The organism is Shewanella indica, from assembly GCF_002836975.1.
In the GTDB taxonomy this organism is placed as follows: domain Bacteria; phylum Pseudomonadota; class Gammaproteobacteria; order Enterobacterales; family Shewanellaceae; genus Shewanella; species Shewanella indica.
In genome coordinates this window covers 53665-78627 of the sequence record NZ_NIJK01000039.1, presented here as the reverse complement: position 1 = coordinate 78627, position 24963 = coordinate 53665, and the positions used below count along the sequence as shown (strand labels likewise).

Genomic DNA, 24963 nt, shown 5'->3' with positions numbered 1-24963 from the left:
TTACTCAAATGCATAGGTCATCTCTTCTGACCTGGCTTTATTATTAAAATGACTTGCTTCAGTCTTGTTCAATATGGCCAATGCCTGCTTGGCCAAGGTCAGGGTATCAGCGACCTGCATATCCTCAGGAACCCTTTGACCATCAGTAATATAACTTAATGATAATCCACTTTGGATCAACACGCTCAACGCGGCACCCAAAGAGACGGACTCATCAAGTTTAGTTAAAACCGCCCCTGCGAGATCAATTCGCTGGAAATGACTTACCGCCTCTTCAAGCACCCGACGTTGGCCGGTCGCCGAGAGCACCAGATAGCTACGAATAGGCAAACGGGTATTGGCGGCAAGGTTATCCAGTTGTTGGTACAAGCGCATATCCCTTTGCCCCATACCAGCGGTATCTATCAAAACCAGCTTCCGGCTGCGGAACTGATACAGTATCTGCTCCAACTCATTGAGGTCATGAGCCTGCTTCACCGGACATCCCATTATTTTGCCATAAGTTGCCAATTGCTCAAAGGCTCCGATGCGATAATGGTCCATGGTAACCAACAATACGGAATCCGGGCCATGATGGGCAATAAAACGGGCCGCCAATTTAGCCAATGTCGTGGTTTTACCGACTCCTGTAGGGCCGACCAGCGCGACAATACCGCCCTGACGCATTAAATCATCACCCTGATTATCAAGCAGGTTTGCCAGACTTTGCGGCAAGGCATGCCCAAGCTCAGCACTTTGATAGTGCTGACTCAGCGATGCCAGACGCTCGGCAACTTCAGGGGAGAATTCGGCTTCCAGTAATTTACGTTCCAGCATGGCACCGACAGGATCGGTGCGGCTACGCTGATCCGCCATCAAACTGGACAGCTGATGAGTCAACAAGCCGCGCAGAGAAGCCAACTCTTCACGCATGGCCTCCATCTCTTGTTGTTGCTTGGCGCTATTGCCCTTACTTGCCCGCTCAGGTGTTTTTTCCCGCAGCTGTGGGGCTGGTTTATGCTCTTCAGTGAGCCCTTGGGCCCAAGCCGGCATCTCCAGTTCCTTGACGTTACTTTGCTGTCCGAGCTGTTCATTCAAACGGCTCTGTTGCCGCTCAAGTAAAGCCTGCAATGAGTCGGCCACAGGCTCTGGTTTGGCTTTTCTGTTAGCCTGTACATGCCCAGCGCCGAGGGAGACTTTATCCTCCCCCAATTCCATAAAAGGCGATGCAGTTGGTGCCGCTGCTGGCTTGGGGTCGTCATAATCAACCGCTGCCACTATTTCAATGCCGCCGGTAACCTTTTTATTGGACATGATCACGGCATCTGCGCCCAGAGTCTCTTTCACCTGAGCCAGGGCTGCGCGCATATCTTTGGCAAAAAAACGTTTAATCTTCACTCTCGGTTACCCCTGTTGGCCAACGGCTGCCACTATACGTATCTGTTTCTCGTCTGGGATCTCCTGATAAGAGATCACCCGCAGATTGGGAATAGTGTGCTTAACAAAACGAGACAAGGTTGAACGCAGCATGCCGGATGTCAGCAATATGGCGGGCTGACCGACCATTTCCTGCTTCTGGGCTGCGCCTGCCAGTGACTGTTGCATACGCTCTGCCAGTCCCGGCTCGATATTCGGACCTTCGCCCCCTGTCGCCTGCATTGACTGATGCAACATCTGTTCCAATTCTGGCGCCAAAGTTATGACGGGGATTTCCGGCTCAGGACCGGCTATCTCCTGCACTATCATACGCTTGAGGGCAATACGCACTGCGGCGGTCAACACCTCGGTATCATTACTCTTGGGCCCATACTCAAGCAAAGTTTGCACTATGGTACGCAGATCCCGAATTGACACCCCTTCATTAAGCAAGTTTTGCATCACTTTAACCACATTACCCAAGGTCATCACATCGGGAATAAAACCATCGACCAATTTGGGCGAATGCTTGGCCAGCATATCCAGCAACTGTTGCACTTCTTCGTAGCCCAGCAGTTTGGAAGCGTTGTTGGTCAAAAGTTGGCTGAGATGGGTAGCGACTACCGTGGCGGCATCCACAACCGTGTACCCCAGTGTTTGGGCGTGCTCTCTGAGCTCGGGTGCAATCCAAACCGCATCCAGGCCAAAGGCGGGATCTTTGGTTTCTATGCCATCAAGCTTACCGAATACCTGGCCCGGGTTGATTGCCAATTCGCAATCGTGACGCACTTCGGCTTCACCACTGGCCACCCCCATCAAGGAGATACGATAGGCATTTGGGGAAAGGTCCAGGTTGTCGCGGATATGCACCGCCGGCACCAGGAATCCCAGCTCCTGAGACAACTTCTTGCGAACCCCTTTGATACGGCCAAGAAGCTCGCCGCCCTGACCTTTATCCACCAAAGGAATAAGGCGATAACCTACCTCCAAGCCTATGGTGTCAACATGACGCACATCGTCCCAGCTAAGCTCTTTGGGTTCGCTAAGGCTTTTCTCGGTCGGCCCTTTCTTGGCCAGTTCCAGCGCCTGTTGTTTGTTCTTTTCATTGCGCTTATAGATAAAGAAAGCGCCCACAGAGGTCAGTACTGCAAAGGTTAAAAATGCCAGATGTGGCATGCCGGGTACTATTCCCATCACAAAGAGCACTGCCGAAGCGATCATCAAAGATTTGGGATTGTCGAACATCTGCTGTACGACCTGCTGTCCCATATCGCCGGACTCATTCTGGCGGGTCACCATCAGCGCCGCAGCTATCGACAACAGCAGCCCGGGGATCTGCGCTACCAAGCCGTCACCTATGGTCAGCAGGGTGTAAATCTCTACCGCTTGGGAAAAACTCAACCCGTGCTGGACTATACCTATGATGAAACCACCGAGAATATTGATCACCAAGATCAAAATACCGGCAATCGCGTCCCCTTTAACAAACTTGGAGGCACCATCCATAGAGCCGTAGAAGTCAGCCTCGCGGGTCACCTCTTCGCGGCGCACCCTGGCCTGCTCCTGGTTAAGGATCCCAGCATTGAGGTCAGCATCAATCGCCATCTGTTTACCCGGCATGGCATCCAAGGTAAAGCGAGCACTTACCTCAGAGATACGCCCTGCACCTTTGGTCACCACGGCAAAGTTGATGATAATCAGAATGAGGAACACCACTAGACCCACGGCATAGTTACCGCCGATCACCACCGAGCCGAAGGCTTCAATCACTTTACCGGCGGCATCACCACCATTGTGACCTTCAAGCAACACCACCCGGGTAGAGGCGACGTTAAGCGCCAGTCTGAGCAAAGTGGCAACCAGCAAAACGGTCGGGAAAGCGGCAAAATCCAGCGGCCTTTGGGTATAAACAGCCACCAAGAGCACCACCAGCGCCAAAGCGATATTGAAGGAAAACAGGATATCCAGCAGAAAGGCCGGCATAGGCAAAACTATCATGGCCAATGTCGCCAGCACCAGAAGCGGCGTGCCTACGCCCTTGAAGTTTGCCGGTTTTACTTGCCTCAGTTGCCCGAGCGTCGCTTTAACATCCATTCACTATTAGCCTGAAGTTTGACACTTGGGCTGAGTTCAGCAAGTTTCACGCCAAGTTCACCTCAATACTGCTTGTATTCATCCGGAATGGGTTGATTGAGAGGAATGGGTTTGGGCCGTGTGCCCTTGCCTTTTTGGTATTGCCTGAGCTGGAACACATAGGCGAGCACTTGGGCCACAGCGGTGAAAAGACCTTCGGGGATCTGTTGATTAAGCTTGGTGGTATGGTAAATCGCCCGCGCCAATGGCGGCGCCGACACTATGGCGACTTGGTGCTCCCTGGCAATTTCACGGATTTTAAAGGCCACATCGTCAACACCTTTGGCAAGCACAAAGGGCGCCGGTGACTTGTCGACATCATATTTTATCGCCACCGCAAAGTGCTCAGGGTTAACCACTATCACATCGGCATTGGGCACTTCGGTCATCATCCGCCGCTGGGCCATCTCCCTTTGCAACTGGCGAATACGGCCTTTGACTTCAGGCTTGCCTTCAGTGTCTTTGTACTCGTCCTTGACTTCCTGTTTGGTCATCCGCAACTGTTTGGCGTGATTCCAAATTTGAAACGGCACATCGATCACCACTATCACCAAGGTCGAAGCGCAGAGCAAAATAAAGATCCATACCAAGAGCTCCAGTGCATGGCGTATATTGCCCGGCAAGTGATCCTGCGACAACCTCAGGATATCGTCGAAATAAAAACTCAGCAGCAGATAAGCCGATAGTGCCACCACAGAAAACTTGGCAATCCCCTTGGCCAACTCCACCAGCGCCTGTACCCCAAACATACGTTTAAAACCGTTCAAGGGGTTCATCTTGCTGCCCTTGGGCATAAATGCCTGAGCCGAGAAACTAATACCACCGAGGACAATATTACCGACAAAGGCCACGAAACCGAGAAACAGAATAAAACCGGCCATAGGCCAACCCAGCTCGGCGGCAACTATACCCCAGACATTGAACATGCTGTTGGTATCGAATATCTGATCCCGCTCCATGGAGAAGAGACGGCTCATGACCGAGGCCAGACTAGCAGCCAGACTTGGCCCCAACATGGCAAAACCCATAGCTGCGGCCAATAATACCGCCGAGGTACCTAACTCTTTTGACCTTGCAACCTGCCCTTTCTCTCTGGCCTGTTGCAAGCGCCTGGAGGTTGCCTCCTCGGTTTTTTCCTGCCCATCTTCGTTTTCTGCCATCAGGGCACTCCATCCAGATTACAGGTCAGCTCCAGCATGTCACACAGCAACAGCTGCGCCGCATGCCAAACCTCATCGAAGTGAGCCATTACAGGCCCCAGCGTCAGCCACAGAATAATCAGCCCGCCTATCATGGTGACGGGAAAACCTATGGCAAAGATGTTCAATTGTGGCGCCGCCCGGGTCATTACCCCGAAAGAAAGGTTAACGGTAAGTAAAGCCACAATGGCCGAGATAGACATGGTCAAGGCGGCACCAAACATATAGCTGCCCCACTCGGCCAGGGTACGATAGTTGGCGATTTTTATCCCTTCATTGGATACCGGCAAGGTTTCAAAGCTTGCCACCAACATACGTATCATCACCAGGTGACCATCGACCGCCAGGAAGATCATGGTGGTGAGCAGCAAAAAGAAGTTACCTATCACAGGTGTCTGCTGCCCTGAGCTGGGATCCACCATGGAAGCAAAGCCTAAACTGGTTTGCATACCTATTATCTGCCCGGTCAGTACAAAGGTTTGCATAATGAGCAAGGTGACAAACCCCATGGCAGTGCCGATAAGAATTTGCTGAGCAGTAATAAATACCGCCGCCAGAGAGAAAAGCTCCACCCCGGGCATGGGCGGCAGGACGGGGGCTATCGCCACAGTCAGGGCCAGCGAAAGCAACAAACGGACTCTGGCAGGCGTGGTATTGGCACCGAAAACCGCCATCACCATCAACATGCTGGCCACCCGAAACAGGGGCCAAAGGTAGGCGGCCAGGGTTTGTTGAATGCTGTCGAACAATATCTCCATGGTTCAACCCACCACTTGCGGGATCCTGTGAACCATCTCGATAAAAAACTCCATCATGGTACGTACCAGCCAATGGCCGAGAAACATAAGTGCGAACAGAGTCATCAAGAGTCTGGGCAGAAAACTCAGTGTCTGTTCGTTAATAGAGGTTGCCGCCTGAAACACGGCCACAATCAAACCTATAACTAACCCGGGCACCACTATGGCCGAAACCATCAACACAATCACCGCCAGGGCTTCGCGAAAAATGTCGATCAGTGCCTCGGGAGTCATTTATGCCTCCTATAAACCGAAGCTGCCGGCGAGCGTACCCATCACCAGGGTCCAGCCATCGACCAGTACAAACAGCATAATTTTAAACGGCAAGGAAACAATCATGGGGGACAACATCATCATACCCATGGCCATCAGGATACTGGCCACCACCAAATCCAGTACCAGAAATGGCACGAACAGCATAAAGCCTATCTGGAATGCGGTCTTGAGTTCACTGGTGATAAAGGCCGGGATCACCACAGTCATGGGAGCATCTTCAGGATTGTTGATATTCTGATAACCTGAGATCTCAATAAAGGAGTTGAGATCTGTGGTGCGGGTCTGCGACAACATAAACTTTTTAAGCGGCGATTGTCCGGCATCGAATGCCTGCTGCAAGGTCATGCTGTCATTCATGTAAGGCTGCACTGCGTCATCATAGATACGGTCAAACACTGGCGCCATGATAAAGAAGGTCATAAACAGGCTCATACCAATAAGAACCTGGTTGGAGGGAGTCTGCTGCAGCCCTATCGCCTGCCGCAAGATAGACAAGACGACTATGATTCGGGTGAAAGAGGTCAGCATGATCACCATAGCCGGCAGAAAGCTCATGGCGGTCATCAGCAGTAAGATCTGCATGGTCACCGAATACTGGGTCGAACCATCCGGCCCGGTCGTCACGGTTACCGCAGGAAACAGCGCATCCTGAGCTTGGGCAAAGCCTGGCAATAATATCAGGGGAAGTAGCAGGAGTGGCCAATATTTCATCATGGTTTCACCCTGGCTTGTCTGAGCTTGGCGGCGAAGCTCTCGTTGTCTATAGTCACCGGCCGCTCCAGCTTATCCACCAGGGAAACTTGCGCCGCGGTAACTCCCAGCAGGTACTGTTGACCGTCCAACTCCACCAACACCAACCTTTCTTTTTGCCCCAGCGGGGTAACCGCCAGGGTCTTGATAGCCGATTGGCTGCCCGGCACCAGATTAAGGCGTTTAACCAGATAAGCCAGCACAAAAATCAGCGCCAGTACCAGGATAAGCCCACCCATCATGCTGGCCATAGTCGCCAGGCTATTGCCGCCGTCGTGAGTCAAGGCGGTTGCCGCCTGGGTCGTTGTTTGAGTCATGGCCACCGGCTTATTTAAGTTTCTTAATGCGTTCTGTCTGGCTTATCACATCCGTCAAACGGATACCGAACTTGTCGTTAACCACGACCACTTCACCGTGAGCAATCAAGGTGCCGTTGACCATCACATCCAGAGGTTCACCGGCGACTCTATCCAGTTCCACTACCGAGCCTTGGTTAAGCTGCAACAGATTGCGGATACTGATAAAACTGCGTCCCACCTCCATGGAGATAGTCACGGGAATATCCAAAATGGTATCCAGTTTGGCGGCTTCCTCTTCCGACAAGGGTTTGGCATCATTCTTCAGCTCATCCAAATCAACCGCTTTGGCCTCCTCTTCAGCCTGCTCAGCCATGGCGGCCGCCCAATCGTCCATCTCTTCAGTACTCATTCTCTCTCACCTTATATTTCCGAGATATCCTTGGATTTCCCTTTGCGGGTTACCAGCTGCAGTTCGGTCTTGACCGTTTCCGGACGCGGGATCTTGTCGCAGATCTTTAGCGCCAGGTTTTCCTTGACTCTCCCCAACTTACATCTGTAAGTAGGCAAGTCTTCAATCTTCATCACTATATGCTCAGGCAACTCAACCGGGATCACATCACCGGCCTTAAATTCCATCACTTCTCTTAAGGTCATCTCTTTTTCAAGCAAGCGCGCATCCAGCCCCACTTCGACATCCATGATCTCGTCTTTCAGCGCTTGAGACCAGCGCATATCGGTATCTTGCTTATCGCTTTGAACCCCGGCATCCAGCAACTCCCGGATTGGCTCGATCATAGAATAAGGCATGGTGATGTGGAAATCGCCACCACCACCGTCTACCTCAATATGAAAAGAGTTCACCACCACCACTTCGGTCGGGCTAACGATATTGGCCATCGCCGGGTTAACCTCTGAGTCCAGATAGTCGAATTCGACATCCATCACAGGCGCCCAGGCATCTTTGTAATCTTCAAAAATAATCTTCAACAGCAGTTGCACTATGCGCCGCTCTGTCGGGGTGAACTCCCGTCCTTCAATCTTGGCGTGGAAACGGCCATCACCACCGAAGAAGTTGTCCACCAGAATGAACACCAATCTGGCTTCCATGGTGATCAGTGCCGTGCCCTTGAGCGGACTAAAGCGCACCATATTCAAGCTGGTTGGCACAAACAGAGTGTGCACATATTCACCAAACTTGAGCATCTGTACGCCGTTAATGGAGACTTCGGCGGCCCGGCGCATCATGTTGAACATGCTGATCCGCAGGTGACGGGCAAAGCGCTCGTTGACAATTTCCAGGGTCGGCATCCGGCCACGGACGATACGATCCTGTGAAGAAAAGTCATAGGACTGAGCTTCAAGAGTCGACTCCTGCGAATCATCTTCTTCGACGTCGTCCACGCCATGCAGCAGCGCATCAATTTCGTCTTGGCTTAATAAATCACTCACGATATTGCCTTCGCCTCTTGTCCCTGTTACTGCATCACAAAGCCGGTAAACAGCACTTTCTCAACCACTTTTCGGCCTGTTACCGGTTGCAGCGTGTTTTGCACATTGAGCAGCGCCAACTGCCTGAGCTCATCCTTACCCGCCTGGCTGCTGAGCTTTTCGACATCGGCACCGCTGAAGGTAGTCAGCAGTGCATCTTCAATCAATGGAACATGCTTCCTGATAGTGACATCGTCATCACTGCCCCGCACCATAAGCTGCACCTTAATCTCCACCAGCCTGGAACGGTTGGCCCCCGGCAGGTTGAACAGAAATGGTCTGGGCATAGCGACATAGAAGGCTTCCCTGCTGTCGTTGACCTGAGTGACTTCGGTACCCTGCTCCCCCTTGGCTGCATCGTTCGCAGAATCATCTGAGCCACCCAGGAAAAACCACAAGCCAGCGCCAATCAGCAGCAACACCACCAGACCTATGCCACCGAAGATAAAGAGTTTCTTTCTACTTTTAGGCGCCTGCGCCTCTTGCAGCTCAAGCTCTTCTTGCTCTGCCATCCTCTTTCCTATCCCTTAATCAACCGCACTGCCCGCGGAAAAATGCCATCCCTATAGGTTACCTGCTCAGGCGTAATAATCTATACCCGAGCCATAACTTGTTGTGTGATTTGTGCTTTGTACCGTTTCTTCGACGGAAATTTCACCGTTGGTGCTCTCCTGGGCAAAACCACCGCCATTGCCACCTTGCTGCTCGCCTTGCTCACGACCACCTTGGGAAATATGGCTATCGGCCAGGTTCATTCCCTGCTCCTGCAACATTTCTCTCAATCTGGGCATAGCCTGTTCCAGCATATCCCGGGTTTGCGGTTGGGTGACATGGAACTGCACTTGGGTCTGATCGCCATGCACCTGAACCCTGACCATCATGGCTCCAAGCTCAGGTGGGTCGAGACGAATTTCAGCCTGTTGCACACCATTACTGACCATGGTGATCAACTGTTGCCGCATCACGGGGGCAAAGCGTTGCACCATATCGGCGGTTTGCAGTGATTGCTCCATCCCCTGCCTCAACGACAGTTGATATTGGGCCATCTCTCCCCGCTGGGGAGGCTGTAATCCTTGTTGATGCAGCTGTTGCTGGAATGGGCTGATATCTGTCTGGGTTGATGCCGCATCACCCTTGAGCGCCTGATGTATGGCGTCACTCACAGGGCTTCGCACCTCGGCAGCAGTCTGAGTACCTTTCACCTCAGCCTTGACTAAGCTGGCGAGAACATCCTTGGCGACAGCTTTGTCACTCTTGCCGTCAGCGCCAACAGCCGTTGCCGCCGCGGTCACCGCAGCACCCAACTTGCCGGCAGTATCTGTCTTGGCATTATCGGCAATTACGCTTTGCGCCAAGATCTTGTCACTCTTTTCCTCTGTGGCATTGAGCACAGCTTCACGAACCACAGCTGCCATACCATCCTGAGTCGCCGCCTTACGCGCTGACTTATCAGCATCCGCCCAGCCCATTTGTTGCTCGCCTTGCTGAGACTTGGCCTTATCTGCCATAACCGTCTTATCAAGAGCCAGCAAAGGAGCATCTATAGTTTCATCCTCTGCTTTGCTATCGCCTTTGCTTGCCGCTTCCTGATCAGTATCGGCCAGTTTGGCACTGTCTTGTTCACTCTCGTCGCCTTCGTCAGCGGTAATCAGTTCTGCGCCTTCCAGACTATCTGTCACTACCATGCCAAGCTCGACACCACTCTGTTTAAGGTTTTCCAAGAGCTTCATCTGCTCTTCGGGAGACATGGCCTTGATCTCATCTTCCTTGAGCCCGGTGAGAGCGGCAATCTGTGTTAGCAGACTTTGCTCATCGACTTCGGTGGCCATAGCGGTGACCATAGTGCCGTCTTCAGACGGCAAGTTCTTGCCCATGGCTATCTGCCCCAAAATGAGCGAGACATCAACGGCCTGTTCAGCATGGAGGTTTTCACTATCAAGACTGCCGCCGGGAAATGTCGGCTTAACGCTTTGTGAGTCGAATGAAAATTTAGTCTGCGCCTGTTGGTAAGCGGCGAAAAAAGCTTCGTTATCAGTAGATTGTAGTGCATCTGTGGCGGAAACTCCCTTGCCGCCCGCATTGCCGATCAGGATATTGGATAACTGCTGCATGCCTTCCTCCAGCACCTAGGCCCTCAATAGATAAAGATAGGCCGAGTCAGAATTAATGTCTCTGTCTCAAATAAAGCAAAATTCACGCCAACAAAAAATATAGAATGGATTCTTAAGGAATTGTCCGGGAATGAAAGTCTGTGGAAGCTCAGTGGTTCAGCTTGCGACGAAAAAACTGCTGGGAAGCAAACTCATCGATGAGTTTCTGCTCCTGTTTGGCGGCTTTGGCTTCGGCCTGCAGGGCTTTTTTCTCCAGCAACATCTCCACCGCCTTACGCTTTTGCTGCTTCTCCAGCCAATGTTGCTGCCGATAGCCCCGCTGCTTATCTGCCTCGGCAACCACGGCGAGTTGTTGCCCTATGGCATCATCTACCTGACGCACAAATCGATGAAACTGCTGGTAATAGGAGGCGCCAATGCTCTGCCCCTGCTGGGCATCGAGTTGCTTCATATAGTCGAGACGGTATTCCTGCAGCGCCTGCAACTGAGACTTACGCCTCTGGCATTCCATTTGCGCGGCTTTAAGCTGCAGTGCCGCCTGCTCTTCGGCTTCGACCGCCAGTTTCAACACTGTGTGCAAAGGATCGGGTTTCGCCATCTGTATTACTATTCCTTAAAATTGCCTGCCTTGCGGGCCTTAACCCGACTCTCTCAATCAGGCTCTGGCTACCCTATTCTCAGCACTTTTTTGTCGAGCCCCAAAACCCATGCACAGAGTGATATTACACCTTACATTGGGCTGCAAGCTGCCCCAACATCTGCTGGCAATCACTGAAACTAATAGCATCGCGCATCCCCTGCCGCAAAAAGGCGTTCATGGCGGGTTGCAGGCGTATGGCGTTGTCGATACGCGGATCCGAGCCTTGGGAATAGGCACCGATAGAGATCAGATCCCGGTTTTGCTGGTAGAGCGAATACACCTGCTTGACGCGCCGCATCGCTTCGAGGTGCGCCTCACTTATCACCATAGGTGCCACCCGGCTGATGGAAGCTTCAATGTCTATCGCCGGATAATGTCCTGAGTCGGCCAAGGCCCGCGACAGCACTATGTGACCGTCCAAAATGGCCCGCGAGGCATCGGCAATGGGATCTTGCTGATCATCCCCTTCGGTAAGCACAGTATAGAAGGCAGTGATCGAGCCCTGCCCTTCACCGCCATTACCGGCGCGCTCCACCAAACGGGGCAACTTGGCAAATACCGAAGGCGGATAGCCTTTGGTTGCCGGCGGCTCACCGACCGCCAGAGCGATTTCCCGCTGCGCCTGGGCATAACGGGTCAGGCTATCCATCAACAGCAGAACATCATAGCCGAGATCGCGAAAATACTCGGCTATCCGAGTCGAGGTTTCGCAGGCGCGAAGGCGCATCAAGGGAGAGGTATCTGCCGGAGCAGCTATGACCACAGAGCGGGCCCGTCCCTCTGCGCCCAGGATCTCTTCGATAAACTCTTTTACTTCCCGGCCACGCTCCCCCACCAGGCCAACCACAATAATGTCGGCCGTGGTGCCGCGGGTCATCATGCCAAGAAGCACACTCTTACCCACGCCGGAGCCGGCAAAGAGCCCCATACGTTGGCCCTTGCCCACGGTAAGCATGGCATTGATGGCTCTGACGCCTACATCAAGCGGTTCGGTAATCGCCCGTCTGGCCAAGGGGTTGATTGCCGGGCTGTGGCGCGAGGCTTGTTCGTCTGTGTGCAGGGCGCCCATACCATCGAGCGGCTGGCCGTTACCGTCCAGCACCCGACCAAGAAGACTCAAACCAACGCTGAGCCCGGTTTGCTCACCGAGCGGCATCACTTTGGCTCCGGGCAGCACGCCCCTGAGTTCTTCCACCGGCATCAGATACAATAGCTCATCGTCAAAACCTATCACCTCGGCAATAAGCTTACCCGCCATGGTATCTATAGCGCAGAGACTACCGACCGGCGCCCGGCAACCACTGGCTTCCAGCGTCAGGCCAACCACCCGCACCAACTGGCCGCTGGCAACCGCTTGAAACGGCGCTTGCTTTTCGGCCAAGTGTTTGAGTTCACTCAGCAGTTGGCTTCGGCGCTGCTGCATCATGAGCGTCTCCTTCGCTGGGCTGTTCGCCCTCTTGACTTGCGGTCTCGGCCTTGTCGCTCACAACGGCTGTTTGTTCATCTGCAAGCGTTTGCCCCTGCTCGCTGTCCGGTATAGGCGGGCTTTGCCTATCGTCTATTGCGGCCTGTTGCTGAGCAGCCCTTTTCGCCAACATGGATTGTTCGGCTTCAAGATTGGCAAACACCCCGTCCAAACGGGTTTCCAGACGCATATCCACTTGCGAGCGTTGGCTGTCCACCACACAATCGCCCCGGTTGAGGCCGGGATCGGCTTCCAGTGTCCAGCGGTTACGTGCCAGTTGTTCTTCACCGTAGAGCTCGCTGACCAAAGCCATATCTTCGGGATGCAGGCGCAGATTCACTTTCTGCTCTTTGAGAGGCAGGGCATCTATCCCTTGCCTGAGCGCCGCCAGTATATGTTCCGGGTGGGTCTTCAGCTCATGGGCAATAAGATTGCGCGCCAAAGTGCCGACCAAGGTCAGCAAAGATTCTTCTATCTGGGTATCCAGCAGCGCCAGCGGCGCCTCGAACTGAGCGAGCAAAGCGTCGAAACGCTCTATCATGGCGGCGGCCTGTTGCAAGCCTTCTTCCCGGCCTTGCTCAAGCCCCTGGGCAAAACCTTCACTGTGGCCCTGTTCCAAGCCCTGAAGACGGCCTTCCTCCAGGCCTTTGGCCAGCCCTTGTTCCTTGCCTTCGGCAAAACCTTCCTGCTCGGCTTGCTCGCGGATAGATTCGATTTCAGCCAAAGTCGGTGGTGATACAGCCTCTTCGGCGGCCTTGGGCTCTATGCGTCCAGGCTTATAGCCAAACAGATTACTCGGCTTAAGCGGCATGGCGTCACCCACATCGGGCAACTGCCAATGAACAAACTCGTCTGCTTCATCCGGCGGCAAAATGTTGTGGGACACCTTTTTGTCAGTCATTCAAACTCGCCTGTCAGAGGAATTCTTCACTGCCGCCGCCACCGAGCATAATTTCTCCGGCATCGGACAAGCGACGGGCGATGGACAATATCTCTTTCTGGGCCACTTCCACTTCGCTGATACGAATTGGCCCCATGGCCTCGAGATCGTCACGCAGCAATTCGGCGGCACGTTTGGACATATTGCCGAGGATCTTTTCCTTCAATGGCTCATCGGCGCCCTTGAGCGCCTTCATCAGTACATCCTGCTGCACTTCCCGCAGCAGCGTCTGAATACCACGGTCGTCGACATCAATAAGGTTTTCGAACACGAACATCAAGTCCTGGATCTGCTGCGCCATCTCTTCGTCGGACTCGCGCAGGGTTTCCATCAGTTGGCTCTCTACCCCGGTATCCAGGTAGTTCATAATGTTGGCAGCAGCCTTCAAGCCACCCATCTTGGCGGCCTGGGCGCCACCCTGACCGGCAAACTGTTTCTCCATGATGTCGTTAAGCTCCTGCAGTGCTGCAGGTTGCACCTCTTCGAGGTTGGCGATACGCATCATCAAATCGAGACGGGTGTTTTCCGGGAACTGGGCAAAGATTTCCGCCGCCTGATCCGGTTCAAGATAGGACAAAACAATGGTTTGGATCTGCGGGTGTTCATTCTGGATGATAGTCGCCACCTGCCTGGCGTCCATCCACTTGAGCGAGTCGAGGCCTTTGGCGCCACTGCCCATGACAATCTGCTCGATAAGGTTACCGGCCTTGTCTTCACCCAGCGCGGTAGTCAGTGCCTTGCGCACAAACTCTTCGCTGTTAAAGCCTATGGAGGAGTATTTCTGGATATCATCCAGAAACAGCTTGTGAACCGCAACCACCTTCTCCTGGCCGAACTCCTGCATGGCCGCCATGGCCATACCCACCTTTTGAACCTGTTTGGGTTCCAAGTGTTTGAGAATAGAGGCCGCATCGGCTTCACTGAGACTCAGCAACAAAATGGCGGTCTTCTCAATCCCGTTGAGATTCTTGACGTCGAAGCCGCTCTCGGCTGGTTTATCCGCTTTTTTTTCAGGCATCTTCTTGCAACCAGTTCTTCACCACTTGGGTGGACAGTTCAGGTTCATTGGCCACCAGAGCACGTATGGCCTTAATCATATCATCATCTTTGTGCAGATCCGGTATCAGAATCGAACCGTCATCGGCATAGCTGTATTCACTTTCAGGTCGGTTGAGCATGCCCAGGGTGTCGGCAGCGTACTGATCTTCAATATCTGCCAGCTCATGCCCCAGCGCAGGTTCATCCGGCATATTCTGGCCATCGGGATAGATGAGGCGTTTGAGCATGGGACGCACCACGAACAGGATAAGCACCAAAATCACCAAGGCACCTATGCCGAGTTTCATCGCCCGCCAGAACCAGGGCTGCTCCCACAGAGGTGGCTCAGGCAAATCTTCAACCAGTTGATCCATAAAGGGCACAGTCACCACTTCTATCATGTCGCCCCTTTGGCTGTTGAAGCCAACGGCGCCTTCCAGCAAGCGACGGATATTGGCCATCTCTTCACCTGTGCGAGGCACTCTGGCGACCTGACCATTTTCACCGGCAGCACCTGCCTTGTAGTCGACCGCCACTGAGACACTGACCCGGCGTACCACACCTATCTGCTGACGGGTATGGCTGATGGTGGTATCCAGCTCAAAATTACGGGTCGCTTCCCTATGGCTGTTGCCTGAAGTAACACTGCTGCTTTCTGCGGCATCGGCAGCGTTTTCAGGAATATTGGACTCCATCGGCGGCTGATTGGAAAGGGCTCCGGGGATGCCGCCACTGCTGCCACCAACGCTGTTGTTTTCCACTGTCATTTCACTGCGAAGTGATGGCAGATCCGGGTTGAAACGCTTGGCTGTTTGCTCGACGGCGGTGAAGTCCATGCTGACATCCACCTGGGAAGTGAAATTTTCCGGGCCGAGGATCGGCATCAGAATCGAATCTATCTTGTTGCGGTATTCGTTTTCTTTTTGCTGCACCAGCTCAAGCTCGCGTCTGGCGCGGGCAGATACCCCATCCTGACTGCCTGAGTTCAGCAAGCGGCCGTTGGAGTCTGTCACAGTCACCCGGCTGGGATCCATGTCATGAACTGCAGAGGCAACAATATCTACTATTGCATCAACCTCTTCCTGGCCCAAACCGCCCCTGCGGGTACTGACCACCACTGTGGCACTGGGTTTGGCGCGATTGCGGGCGAATACATTTTCCTTTGGCAGCGCCAGGATCACCTTGGCACGGCTGACACTATTGAGCTCTTCAATCGCCCGCGCCAGATTCATCTCCTGACTCTGCTTCAGCCGGGCTTGTTCCATCCGCTGACTGACACCAAAGCCGGAATCCTGGCTCAGATAATCCTTGGCATCGGCGCTGGAATCTATACCGGCGCGGCTCAGCATCATCTTCACGTCCTGGTACTTGTCTTCAGGCACAGTAATCACATCGACTTCAATCTTGTACGGCACCCGGTTCTTATCCAGTACATCGAGAACCTGTACCATCTCCTGGGTATCCATCTTGCCCAGTGGCCGATATTCAGGCTCCTGAGCCCAAATCATCACAAATACCGCCAGTGCCAGACAGATAGCCAATGCCAGGATCATGGTGATCTGCCGCAGCATATCCACTCCCCCGAGGGAGCCCAATACACCCGACTTATTTTCCTGTTGGGCCCCATCCAGCGTAGTTCCAGCGGCGGAAACATTGGATCCTGCTACTAATTCTGTGCTCACTGTGCGTTCCTGTTATCCGGGATCTGTGATGCAAGCAGGCCTTAAACAGGCATGCTCATAATCTCTTTGTAGGCTTCAACCAGCTTGTTGCGCACCTGCACTGTGGCCTCGAAGGCAACGCTGGCTTTCTCGCGGGCAATAACAGTGTCAGACAGAGACACAGTGGTGTCGCCCATCTCCAGCCGGGTAGCCAGATTGGATGATGTGCTTTGCAACTCACTGACATTGCCGACCGCCTGGGCCAGCAATTGGCTAAAGTCGGCCCCTGAGGTATTGCCCACCTGACGTACAGGCGAAGACTGAAATCCCGTTGGGGCAATTTCACCTTTAAGTGATTGCATTTCCTGCAATAAAGAATTGGCACCTATTTGCATCTTCTCACTCCTGTCGTCAGCGAATTGACGAAAAACCTGGGTTACCGGACTCTATGCAATTAGTTTGCCAAAAGTGGAATAATCAAAATTGAGATGGCTAAAGGCCCTGTATTCAAGCAGAGCCAGAGGAAAAACATAAAGATTGGAAAGCGGCCTGACGGCCGCTTTGGGCGATATTCAGGCGGGCACCTCTATGCCCATCTCGCGCATGCGCGCCATCTTGTATCTGAGAGTGCGGGCACTGATCCCCAATTTCTCGGCTACCAGCTTGCGACTGCCCTGACACTGGGCCAGAGTCTCGAGAATAATCACATGCTCCTGAGCCTTGAGCTCATCACCGAGCGCCTCAGGCGTTTCCTGGGCTGTGGTATCTCCCAGCGCAACATCCTGCAAATCGATAATGATATCGCCGGCTTCTATCTGCCCTTGATTCAAGATCAGTGCACGCTGGATCACGTTATCCAGCTCACGGACATTCCCCGGCCAGCGGTGGGCCAACAAACGCCGCACGGCAGCATCGCTAAGAGCTGGAACCGGGTTAATTGCCGCATTTTCGGCATGGCGTGCCAACAGATGCTTGGCCAGCGGAATGATATCCGCCGGTCTTTGATTCAATGCCGGCCAGGCAAGCGGGAACACATTGATCCTGTAATAAAGATCTTCGCGAAACTCGCCCTTGGCCACCATCTCTTTCAGATCCCGGTTGGAAGTTGCCAGTACCCGGACATCGAGCTTAATGGTCTTGCGGCCCCCCAGGCGTTCAACCTCACGCTCCTGCAGCACCCGCAGCAGCTTGGCCTGCAAAGACAGCTCCATCTCGGAAATCTCATCGAGCAGCAGTGTGCCACCATGAGCTTGTTCAAACTTGCCGGGGCAAGCCTGATAAGCCCCGGTAAAGGCGCCTTTCTCGTAGCCAAACAAGGTGGCTTCGAGCATATTTTCCGGGATGGCAGCGCAGTTAATCGCCACAAAAGGCCCGTCAGGTCTTTGGCTGTGCTGATGAATATAGCGAGCCAACACCTCTTTGCCCGAGCCGCTGGGGCCACTTATCATCACAGAGGCGTCAGAAGCGGCTACCCGCTGCGCCAATGCCAGCAAGGCCAAGCTCTTTTCATCAGCCACTACGGGGCTGCCACTAACCACCTTGGGGCGTAAATAACGACTCACCTGATTAAGCAGCACCTGAGGAGCAAACGGCTTGGCGAGATAATCTACCGCTCCCAACTTGATAGCACTGACGGCATTATCAATAGTGGCATAGGCCGTCATCAACAGGACTGGCAGCTGCGGATGTTGCTGACGCAGATAATCCAGCAGCCCCATACCGCCGATACCCTCCATCTGTACATCGCTTATCACCATGTCAAAACGATTACCTTTCAAAGCCGTTATCGCTTCTTCGGCGCTGGCGACGTCAACACACTCGTAACAGGCCAGCAGCAAGGTATCGAGCAGCGCTTCCCGGAGCGCGGCGTCATCTTCCACCAAAAGAATTTTTGCTTCGCTCATACCGCCCCCCCTTGAGAAGCTGTCATCAGTGGGAAGCTCAGCGTAACGGTACAACCGGCGTCCAACTCACAGCTGAGATCCAATTTGCCGCCGTGGCTGCGCACGACTGACTGCACCACCGCCAGCCCAAGTCCTGTGCCCTGACGCTTGGTGGTAAAGAAAGGCTCCAACACCTGTTTTTGCATCTTGCTATCAAGCCCCTTGCCGTTATCTATCACATCAAGGCGCAGTACCTGGTCACAGCTCAGGCGCAGAATGACGTTTGTGGCACCGGCTTCCAGGCTATTGATCACCAGATTATTGATGGCAGAGCTCAATCCATGAAGATTGACCTGCATCTCGCGGTCACCTTCAAGTTGCAGACTCAATTCGGCGTTTTGCTTGGCGGCAATTGGCTCGCAGTTGGCCATCACTTTTTCCAGCACTGTCGAGAAAGGCACTCTGTCGCAGGCTTCCTCTTGCTTACCTTTGGCAATCAACAACATATCATTGACCTGCTGCTCCAACTCGGAAAGTCTGTCGAGCAGTTTGCCCTGAAAACGCTCTCTGGAGCCGGTATCCAGCCTTGGGCTGCCCAAATTGGCGGCATAAAGTAAAGCGGCAGAAAGCGGAGTGCGTATTTGGTGCGCCAGAGTGGCAACCATTTTTCCCAGAGCAGACAGGCGTTCAAGGTGGGAAAGGTTTTGCTGCAATAGCCGGGTTTCGGTGAGATCGGTCAGCATAATCAGCTGCCCCTGCTCAGGTGTCAGCGGCGTAATCGCCAGTTTCACCCGGCGGCCATTGCGCAGGGAAACTTCATGACCATCGTCTTTTTGCGGTGCGAAGGCGCGATTGATGATAGTCAGCCAGCGCTGACCCACCAGAGGAACACCCAACAAAGATTCGGCAACCGGGTTGGCTTCGCTGACCAAGCCGTCACCATTGAGGATAACGACGCCCGAAGGCATGGCCTGCAGAATATGCTCCATACGATTGGACATATTGGCGGCTTCCCTTACCGGGATCCATTCGCGGCCATGATGAGAGATGGTTTCGAGCTGTGCCAGCGGGCTTGCAGACATATTAACCCCGTCAAAAATACGATGCTGACAGGGTTAATGCAGACTTTATGCCAACTTAAAAGTCAAAAATTATCAGGATATTAATCTTTACTCATGCCGTATTTACGCATTTTCTCCACCAGAGTGGTACGGCGAATACCCAGCATTTCAGCGGCGCGGGCAACGACATTATCCTGCTGATCCAGTGCTTGGCGTATCATATCGATTTCCAACTCAGCCAAGAGATCCTTGAGATTGACTCCTTCAGGCGGCAGCTCACTGGGGAAACGGGTATCAGGCAGATCAACCGGTTCTTCGTCATTGAAGATAGATGCCAAGGCATCACGCTCAAGCTGTTCTTCGCTAACCTCAACCGAGTACTCGGGCACATCAATATGACGGTATTTAACCGGTAGATCATTAACGTCGACCAGACCACCCGGATAGAGGATAGTTAACCTCTCAACCAGATTGGACAGTTCACGGACATTACCGGACCAGCCATGTTCCTTAAGCGAGTCGATGGCACGCTGGGTAAAACGCACCCGGCCCTTACCTTCGTTGAACACCCGGCTGACCAACTCCTGCAATAATAGCGGGATATCATCCCGGCGCTCACTAAGGGGCGGCATTTCGATGGGAAATACATTGAGACGATAGAAGAGATCTTCGCGAAACTCTCCTTCTTCAATCATGGTTTCCAGATTTCTGTGAGTCGCGGCCACTACCCGTACATCGGCGTTAATCGCCTTGTTGCCACCCACACGTTCAAACACTCTCTCCTGCAACACCCGCAGCAACTTGACTTGCATCTGCAGTGGCATATCGCCGATTTCATCGAGGAACAGAGTGCCGCCTTCGGCCAGTTCAAAACGCCCCTTACGGGAGCTGATGGCGCCGGTAAAAGAACCTTTCTCATGACCAAATAGTTCACTTTCCAACAGTTCCGGCGGAATGGCACCGCAGTTGACCGGAATAAAAGGGCCATCACGACGCTCTGAAAGATAATGGATATTACGGGCAACCACTTCTTTACCGGTACCAGAGGGGCCCAGCACCAACACTGTGGCATCAGAGCCGGCCACCTGGTTGATCAGGTGGCGCACATTGGCGATACCTTCGCTACGGCCAACAAGACTGCGGAACAGTTTGGTTTGATTGGCACTGGTAGGTACCTGAGGCCGCTTGACCTGGCCAAAAACCTGACAGAAGTGCAATAACTCGGTTAACTGGGAATAGCTCAGGGGTTCATCAATCCGGCCAAGCAGATTCGAGGAGCTAATGCTACTCTGTCCAAGCAGCAACATGGGCTGCCATGGCAGTTTGAACATCAGAGATTGTAATGCATCACCCTCTACGCTATCTGCAACCAAAATCATGGCCCGACATCGAGTTTCCGGCGATTGTGCATCAATTGTATCGGGAGCCACGACTTCGACTTGCTCACCAATAAACTCTAAAACACAAGACAAGCGATTGGTACGCTCAGAGGGGGGTCCGACAAGTAAAATTCGTTGATCTGTATGCATCATTCAGTGGGCCGCTAAGCTTTGGCAATTATGGATTCGCATTAATTATTAGTGTTAGTTGCTCTGGAAAGTCTGGCAATGCTTTCTTCACATACTCAGCTAAATTTGTAGCAATGCTGAATATTGTATTATCGGCACGATATAAGCAAGCCTAGGATGGCTTTTCTGCCTACCCCTTCCAGATTTTAGTCTAAATTCAGGGTACAAACACCGATATCGTCAATTAAATGACGGGTGTCAAAAAGGCGCTTTAAGCGCCTTTGTTCAGAGTGAGCAATAACTCAGCGATTTTCTTCATGAGCCGTAAGGTGATGTTTATCGGCGGGGATAGCATCCCAGGCTTCTTTGATATCCCGCAGCACAGCCGCAACATCATCCAGAGCCTGCACATCATTGTTGAGATTCGCCTCTGTAATACGTCGCAGCATAAAGTCGTACAAATTGCTGAGGTTGGTAGCGATTTCACCACCGGCTTCCATTACCAAGCTTCCTCTTAACCCCTGGATAATACCAATAGCTTTACCCAAGAGGACGCCTTTTTGGGCAACATTATTTTGCTCCATCGCAGCTTTGGCCTGCGCGATTCTTTCCAAAGCCCCGCTGAACATCATTTGAGTGATTTTATGAGGACTCGCCTCAGAAAGCTGGCTTTCCAGAGAAACTGTTCTATACGACTGCAGTGAACCTCTCATAGCTCGTTCCTACCTTTCAAAATCTAGGGATCGATAAACATTCAGTTTGCGATCATTCCCCCGGAGCGTAATCAAAGTATCGGCATAGGCTTTCCTAACAACAGAAATCCGACGTTCTATGTCCAAAGTCAGTTGGTGTTGTTGTTCCAATACATCTTGACTACTTTCCAGTGGTAATGTTACCAACTGTTCGATTAATTTTTGGCGCTCGAATACCAAACCTTGCAAGACTCTGGCCAACTCTTCATGTTCTTCCAACTGCTCCATCAAGCATTGCTCAAGTTGGTCTACTACCCCCACAAGCTTCTTGGACAAATTTGCCAACTCGTCCAACAGTATCTGCTGCTCCAAATTCAATTAACCTCCATAATAGAGTTACTTATCATTGGATACCAATCCAGGGAGAGAATTCAAACGCTGGCTCAGCAAGGCTCCTTGAGAGTTGAGTTGACCAACCAATAAATCCATCGCATTGTATTGTTTAGTGAGCCTAGCCTCATAAGCCTTCATTTTTAATTCCAGAGACTCGCGTTCATCTCCAATCCTGGCCAGACGATTATCCAGTGATTCATCACGACTATCGAGCAATCCGCCAGTTTGGACATAGGTATCACCAACGCTTTTCATTTTAGCCGCGAATCCATTCTCTTCATTGGTAAAAAAGTCTGTGACATTGGCTAAATCATTTTCCAGCACTTCTTTTAGACGATCTTCATCAAGTTCCAAGGAACCATCGCGGGTAGTCTTGATCCCCAGATTGGCCAACGCCATACCTTCACCGTAAGACGATGAGATAGCCCCCCTAAATTGCCCTTGTAAACTCCGGATAAGAGAGTCACCTTGAAATACGCCTGACTGCTTGGTCTTAGGATCATAACTCGACATCCCACGGGCCGTTTCCATCATGCTGTTATAGGCATCAACAAACTCTTTAATCGCCTTGGTTGCCCCAGCCCTGTCCGGCTCTATAGTCAGAGTTGTACTTTTATCGGCATCCGCATCCTTGAGGTTTAATGTCACCCCCTGAATGGCATTCTCAACCTCATTGGAATTTGATGTCACCTTCAAACCATCAACATACAATATGGCATCTTTAGCGGCTTGAACTTCCGTCATTGCGAAAGTATCTGCCAACGCAGTGCCAGTATCATCTGTAGCCGATAATTGAATCTGATTGTCTGTTCCGGTCTTATTGGAAGTCAGCACCATCTGGGGGCCGGCATCACTGTTGATAATAGTCGCCGTGACCCCTACATTATCCTCTGCGCTATTGATTTTTTTCACTATATCCTGCAGCGAATCATCACTGTTGACCTCAATTGCAAAGCTTTCACCTGCAACATCAATGTCCAGCGAACCACTGCCAATAGGGGAGGTCACGTCGGTTACATTGGCCGAACCCAGCTTTTGGCTCTGCGCCAACTGTTCAACCACCAGGTTGTAACTGCCGGCAACGGCATCCGGCGTCGCCTTGGCCGATAAATAATCGCTCTTGGATAAGTTGGAAGTAAAGCCGGTAAAGGTTTTGCTTTCAGACAAGGGTTTCAACTTATCCATAAACTCGGAAATACTGCTTTTCAACGCACCTATCGCCGAAATTTGAGTGTTGATCAACCCTTCTGTCTGATTGAGCCTAGCTTCCTTGGGGGCTTTCTCGGCATTAACCAAAGCAGAAACAATACCACTAATATCCAGCCCAGAACCTATGCCGGTCGCAGTTAAACCCGCCATGCTAACCTCCTAAATATTGTGACGTACCAGTTACGCCTCAGTCTTCATCAATACACCGGCAATTTCAGACATTTTCTCAGCCAAGGCCAAAGCCTCTTCGGAAGGAATTTGTCTTATCAGTTCACCCGAGTCCATATCCATCACACTGACAACTGGCATTCCTTGCATCTCATCGACCCTGAATTCCAACCCCTTACGCATCATGCTCATCATATCAGTCAGAGAATCTGTCAGCGCTATCAGGGTATCAGTATCTACTTCAGCCTCGACTGGCTTTGCGGACGCAACACCGGCTAGCTCTGTTGGATTCAAAGCAGCTTTCGTGCCAACTTCAGCCAACTTGTCTGAGCTGCTATTCTGTTGTGCCCTGTCATATTTTTCAGTTGCTGGCGTTGCCACAACTGAAATTGCAGGAGCCATTTGTATTTCACCGCTCATAGGTTTCTCCCTACTCACTGTTACGGTTTGCCACAAACTTAAGGACGCACTTTCATCCTTTGGACATCTGGCAATCGGTCACATCATAACCAGTACAACAAAAGCCATAAAGGACTAAAACATCATCCGATGACATTGCAAACCCATTATTCCCGGTACGTCAAATAAAAGGGAGGGCACTAAGCCCTCCCCCTCCTGATTATAACCTTTTATGCCTTAATCGCTTGGATTACAGCAGTGACAGAGCCACCTGAGGCAATTGGTTAGCCTGGGCCAGCATGGCTGAAGAAGTCTGAGACAAAATCTGCTGCTTGGTCATCTGTGCCGTTTCCTTGGCAAAGTCCACGTCCTGAATCCGGCTACGGGCGTCTGAAACGTTAGTAGAGATGTTGTTCAGGTTGTTGATAGTAAAACTCAGACGATTCTGCACCGCACCCAAATCTGCTCGTTGGCTATCAATGCCGGCAATTGCAGCATCAATCACGCTAACAGCACTCTGTGCTCCATCGGCAGTGGATATGTCAACACCTTCAATTGCTGAAAATCCTGAATCGTCCTCGCCAACTGTTACGGCAACGTCTGCTTTAATGTCCGAAGAATCACCCTTAGTAGCTTTTGATACTGTCAAAGCAGTACTGCCATTTTCCATAAAACCACTGTACTTCAACTCTGTGCCAGCAGTGTCTTTAACAACAGAAACTCCAGTATCGGCTAAAGCAGTATTGATTGCAGACGCCAAACCATCAATATCTGATACATTTGTAAAGTCAACTGTAAGCGTTTTTGTCTTACCGTCCGCATCAGTGTAACCGAACTCCAAAGCCTCGTTACCGGTTTTACCAATCAAACCGGTAACGTTAGCAGCTGCAAAAGTACCCGTGACTTCCTTTCCTGACTTGCCTATTGCATCAGCGCCCACATCTCCCAACGTGACGGAAATCGTTTCATTGGCATTGGCGCCCACCTGGAAGGCCTGAGTTCTGTAGCTGCCGTTAAGTAGTTTCTGACCACCAAAAGCTGTGGTATCGGAAATACGGGTCAATTCTTCCTGGAGCGAGGTAATCTCTTTTTGCATAGCAGCACGGTCTTCAGCCGAGTTGGAGCCGTTGGCCGATTGCAGTGACAAATCACGCATCCGTTGCAAAATATTGGTGGACTCCTGCATGGCGCCTTCGGCCGTCTGGGCGATGGAGATACCATCGTTAGCGTTGCGTTGGGCTACATCCAGGCCGTTGATCTGACTGGTCAAACGGTTAGAGATCTGCAGACCGGCAGCATCGTCTTTGGCGCTGTTGATACGCAGGCCACTGGACAGACGCTCCATGGAGGTTTTCAATGCACTGTTGGCATTATTGAGGTTCTTTTGTGAACTCAGGGAAGTCACGTTGGTATTGACGGAAATGGCCATAATAGGTTCCTCTCTTGCTGGTTGACCGC

25 protein-coding genes are annotated in these 24963 nt (G+C 52.1%); all 25 read right to left on the bottom strand.

All coding sequences use genetic code 11. From position 1 onward, the window contains the following. Complete coding sequence (gene flhF / locus CX650_RS13475; RefSeq protein ID WP_039035651.1) at positions 1-1377, bottom strand: flagellar biosynthesis GTPase FlhF; 1377 nt, start codon at positions 1375-1377, stop codon at positions 1-3. A gap of 6 nt (positions 1378-1383) precedes the next feature. After that, positions 1384-3489 carry a flagellar biosynthesis protein FlhA gene (flhA, locus tag CX650_RS13470; protein WP_039035650.1) on the bottom strand — a complete coding sequence of 702 codons (2106 nt, stop codon included), beginning with the start codon at positions 3487-3489 and terminating at the stop codon, positions 1384-1386. A gap of 62 nt (positions 3490-3551) precedes the next feature. Continuing rightward, positions 3552-4688, bottom strand: a complete 1137-nt coding sequence (gene flhB / locus CX650_RS13465; RefSeq protein ID WP_101096085.1) for a flagellar biosynthesis protein FlhB — start codon at positions 4686-4688, stop codon at positions 3552-3554. After that, entirely contained in the window at positions 4688-5485 is a 798-nt protein-coding gene (fliR, locus tag CX650_RS13460; protein ID WP_101096084.1) for a flagellar biosynthetic protein FliR, read from the bottom strand. Before fliR ends, flhB begins: the two co-directional genes overlap by 1 nt. A gap of 3 nt (positions 5486-5488) precedes the next feature. Beyond that, complete coding sequence (fliQ, locus tag CX650_RS13455; protein ID WP_039035647.1) at positions 5489-5758, bottom strand: flagellar biosynthesis protein FliQ; 270 nt, start codon at positions 5756-5758, stop codon at positions 5489-5491. 9 nt (positions 5759-5767) lie between these two features. Next, the gene (gene fliP, locus CX650_RS13450; protein ID WP_101056073.1) at positions 5768-6514 is read right to left on the bottom strand and encodes a flagellar type III secretion system pore protein FliP; all 747 of its coding nucleotides are present in this window, start codon (positions 6512-6514) and stop codon (positions 5768-5770) included. Then, complete coding sequence (fliO, locus tag CX650_RS13445; protein ID WP_101056072.1) at positions 6511-6867, bottom strand: flagellar biosynthetic protein FliO; 357 nt, start codon at positions 6865-6867, stop codon at positions 6511-6513. The genes fliP and fliO overlap by 4 nt, the downstream gene beginning before the upstream one ends. Positions 6868-6877: 10 nt before the next feature. Continuing rightward, the gene (gene fliN / locus CX650_RS13440; protein WP_039035644.1) at positions 6878-7258 is read right to left on the bottom strand and encodes a flagellar motor switch protein FliN; all 381 of its coding nucleotides are present in this window, start codon (positions 7256-7258) and stop codon (positions 6878-6880) included. Positions 7259-7269: 11 nt separating this feature from the next. Further along, entirely contained in the window at positions 7270-8298 is a 1029-nt protein-coding gene (gene fliM, locus CX650_RS13435; RefSeq protein ID WP_039035643.1) for a flagellar motor switch protein FliM, read from the bottom strand. 26 nt (positions 8299-8324) lie between these two features. After that, positions 8325-8849: a flagellar basal body-associated protein FliL gene (gene fliL, locus CX650_RS13430; protein ID WP_039035642.1), complete on the bottom strand. Its 525-nt coding sequence runs from the start codon at positions 8847-8849 to the stop codon at positions 8325-8327. 66 nt (positions 8850-8915) lie between these two features. After that, on the bottom strand, positions 8916-10448 hold the full coding sequence (locus CX650_RS13425; RefSeq protein WP_101096083.1) for a flagellar hook-length control protein FliK: 1533 nt from the start codon (positions 10446-10448) through the stop codon (positions 8916-8918). A 148-nt stretch (positions 10449-10596) separates the two neighbouring features. Beyond that, on the bottom strand, positions 10597-11046 hold the full coding sequence (gene fliJ, locus CX650_RS13420) for a flagellar export protein FliJ (RefSeq protein WP_039035641.1): 450 nt from the start codon (positions 11044-11046) through the stop codon (positions 10597-10599). Between the two features lie 124 nt (positions 11047-11170). Next, positions 11171-12511, bottom strand: coding sequence for a flagellar protein export ATPase FliI (gene fliI, locus CX650_RS13415; RefSeq protein ID WP_028779131.1), 1341 nt, complete (start codon positions 12509-12511; stop codon positions 11171-11173). Further along, on the bottom strand, positions 12480-13454 hold the full coding sequence (fliH, locus tag CX650_RS13410) for a flagellar assembly protein FliH (RefSeq protein ID WP_101096082.1): 975 nt from the start codon (positions 13452-13454) through the stop codon (positions 12480-12482). Before fliH ends, fliI begins: the two co-directional genes overlap by 32 nt. Positions 13455-13467: 13 nt before the next feature. Continuing rightward, positions 13468-14511 (bottom strand): flagellar motor switch protein FliG, encoded by a 1044-nt coding sequence (gene fliG / locus CX650_RS13405; RefSeq protein WP_025011061.1) that lies wholly within the window; start codon positions 14509-14511, stop codon positions 13468-13470. Continuing rightward, positions 14504-16213, bottom strand: a complete 1710-nt coding sequence (fliF, locus tag CX650_RS13400) for a flagellar basal-body MS-ring/collar protein FliF (protein ID WP_101056065.1) — start codon at positions 16211-16213, stop codon at positions 14504-14506. Before fliF ends, fliG begins: the two co-directional genes overlap by 8 nt. Before the next feature lie 41 nt (positions 16214-16254). Next, a complete protein-coding gene (fliE, locus tag CX650_RS13395) occupies positions 16255-16587 on the bottom strand; it encodes a flagellar hook-basal body complex protein FliE (RefSeq protein ID WP_039035638.1) in 333 nt (110 codons plus the stop codon). Positions 16588-16764: 177 nt separating this feature from the next. Next, on the bottom strand, positions 16765-18096 hold the full coding sequence (locus CX650_RS13390; protein WP_101096081.1) for a sigma-54-dependent transcriptional regulator: 1332 nt from the start codon (positions 18094-18096) through the stop codon (positions 16765-16767). After that, positions 18093-19157 (bottom strand): sensor histidine kinase, encoded by a 1065-nt coding sequence (locus CX650_RS13385; RefSeq protein WP_101096080.1) that lies wholly within the window; start codon positions 19155-19157, stop codon positions 18093-18095. The genes CX650_RS13390 and CX650_RS13385 overlap by 4 nt, the downstream gene beginning before the upstream one ends. Positions 19158-19237: 80 nt before the next feature. Next, entirely contained in the window at positions 19238-20668 is a 1431-nt protein-coding gene (locus tag CX650_RS13380; RefSeq protein ID WP_039035635.1) for a sigma-54 dependent transcriptional regulator, read from the bottom strand. 278 nt (positions 20669-20946) lie between these two features. Continuing rightward, positions 20947-21357 (bottom strand): flagellar export chaperone FliS, encoded by a 411-nt coding sequence (fliS, locus tag CX650_RS13375; protein ID WP_101096079.1) that lies wholly within the window; start codon positions 21355-21357, stop codon positions 20947-20949. Between the two features lie 9 nt (positions 21358-21366). Continuing rightward, entirely contained in the window at positions 21367-21714 is a 348-nt protein-coding gene (locus CX650_RS13370) for a hypothetical protein (RefSeq protein WP_101096078.1), read from the bottom strand. Positions 21715-21732: 18 nt separating this feature from the next. After that, positions 21733-23088, bottom strand: a complete 1356-nt coding sequence (fliD, locus tag CX650_RS13365; RefSeq protein WP_101096077.1) for a flagellar filament capping protein FliD — start codon at positions 23086-23088, stop codon at positions 21733-21735. Positions 23089-23118: 30 nt separating this feature from the next. Next, positions 23119-23526, bottom strand: a complete 408-nt coding sequence (locus CX650_RS13360; RefSeq protein WP_224866650.1) for a flagellar protein FlaG — start codon at positions 23524-23526, stop codon at positions 23119-23121. Between the two features lie 229 nt (positions 23527-23755). Beyond that, the gene (locus CX650_RS13355; RefSeq protein ID WP_101096076.1) at positions 23756-24934 is read right to left on the bottom strand and encodes a flagellin; all 1179 of its coding nucleotides are present in this window, start codon (positions 24932-24934) and stop codon (positions 23756-23758) included. Between the last annotated feature and the right edge of the window lie 29 nt (positions 24935-24963).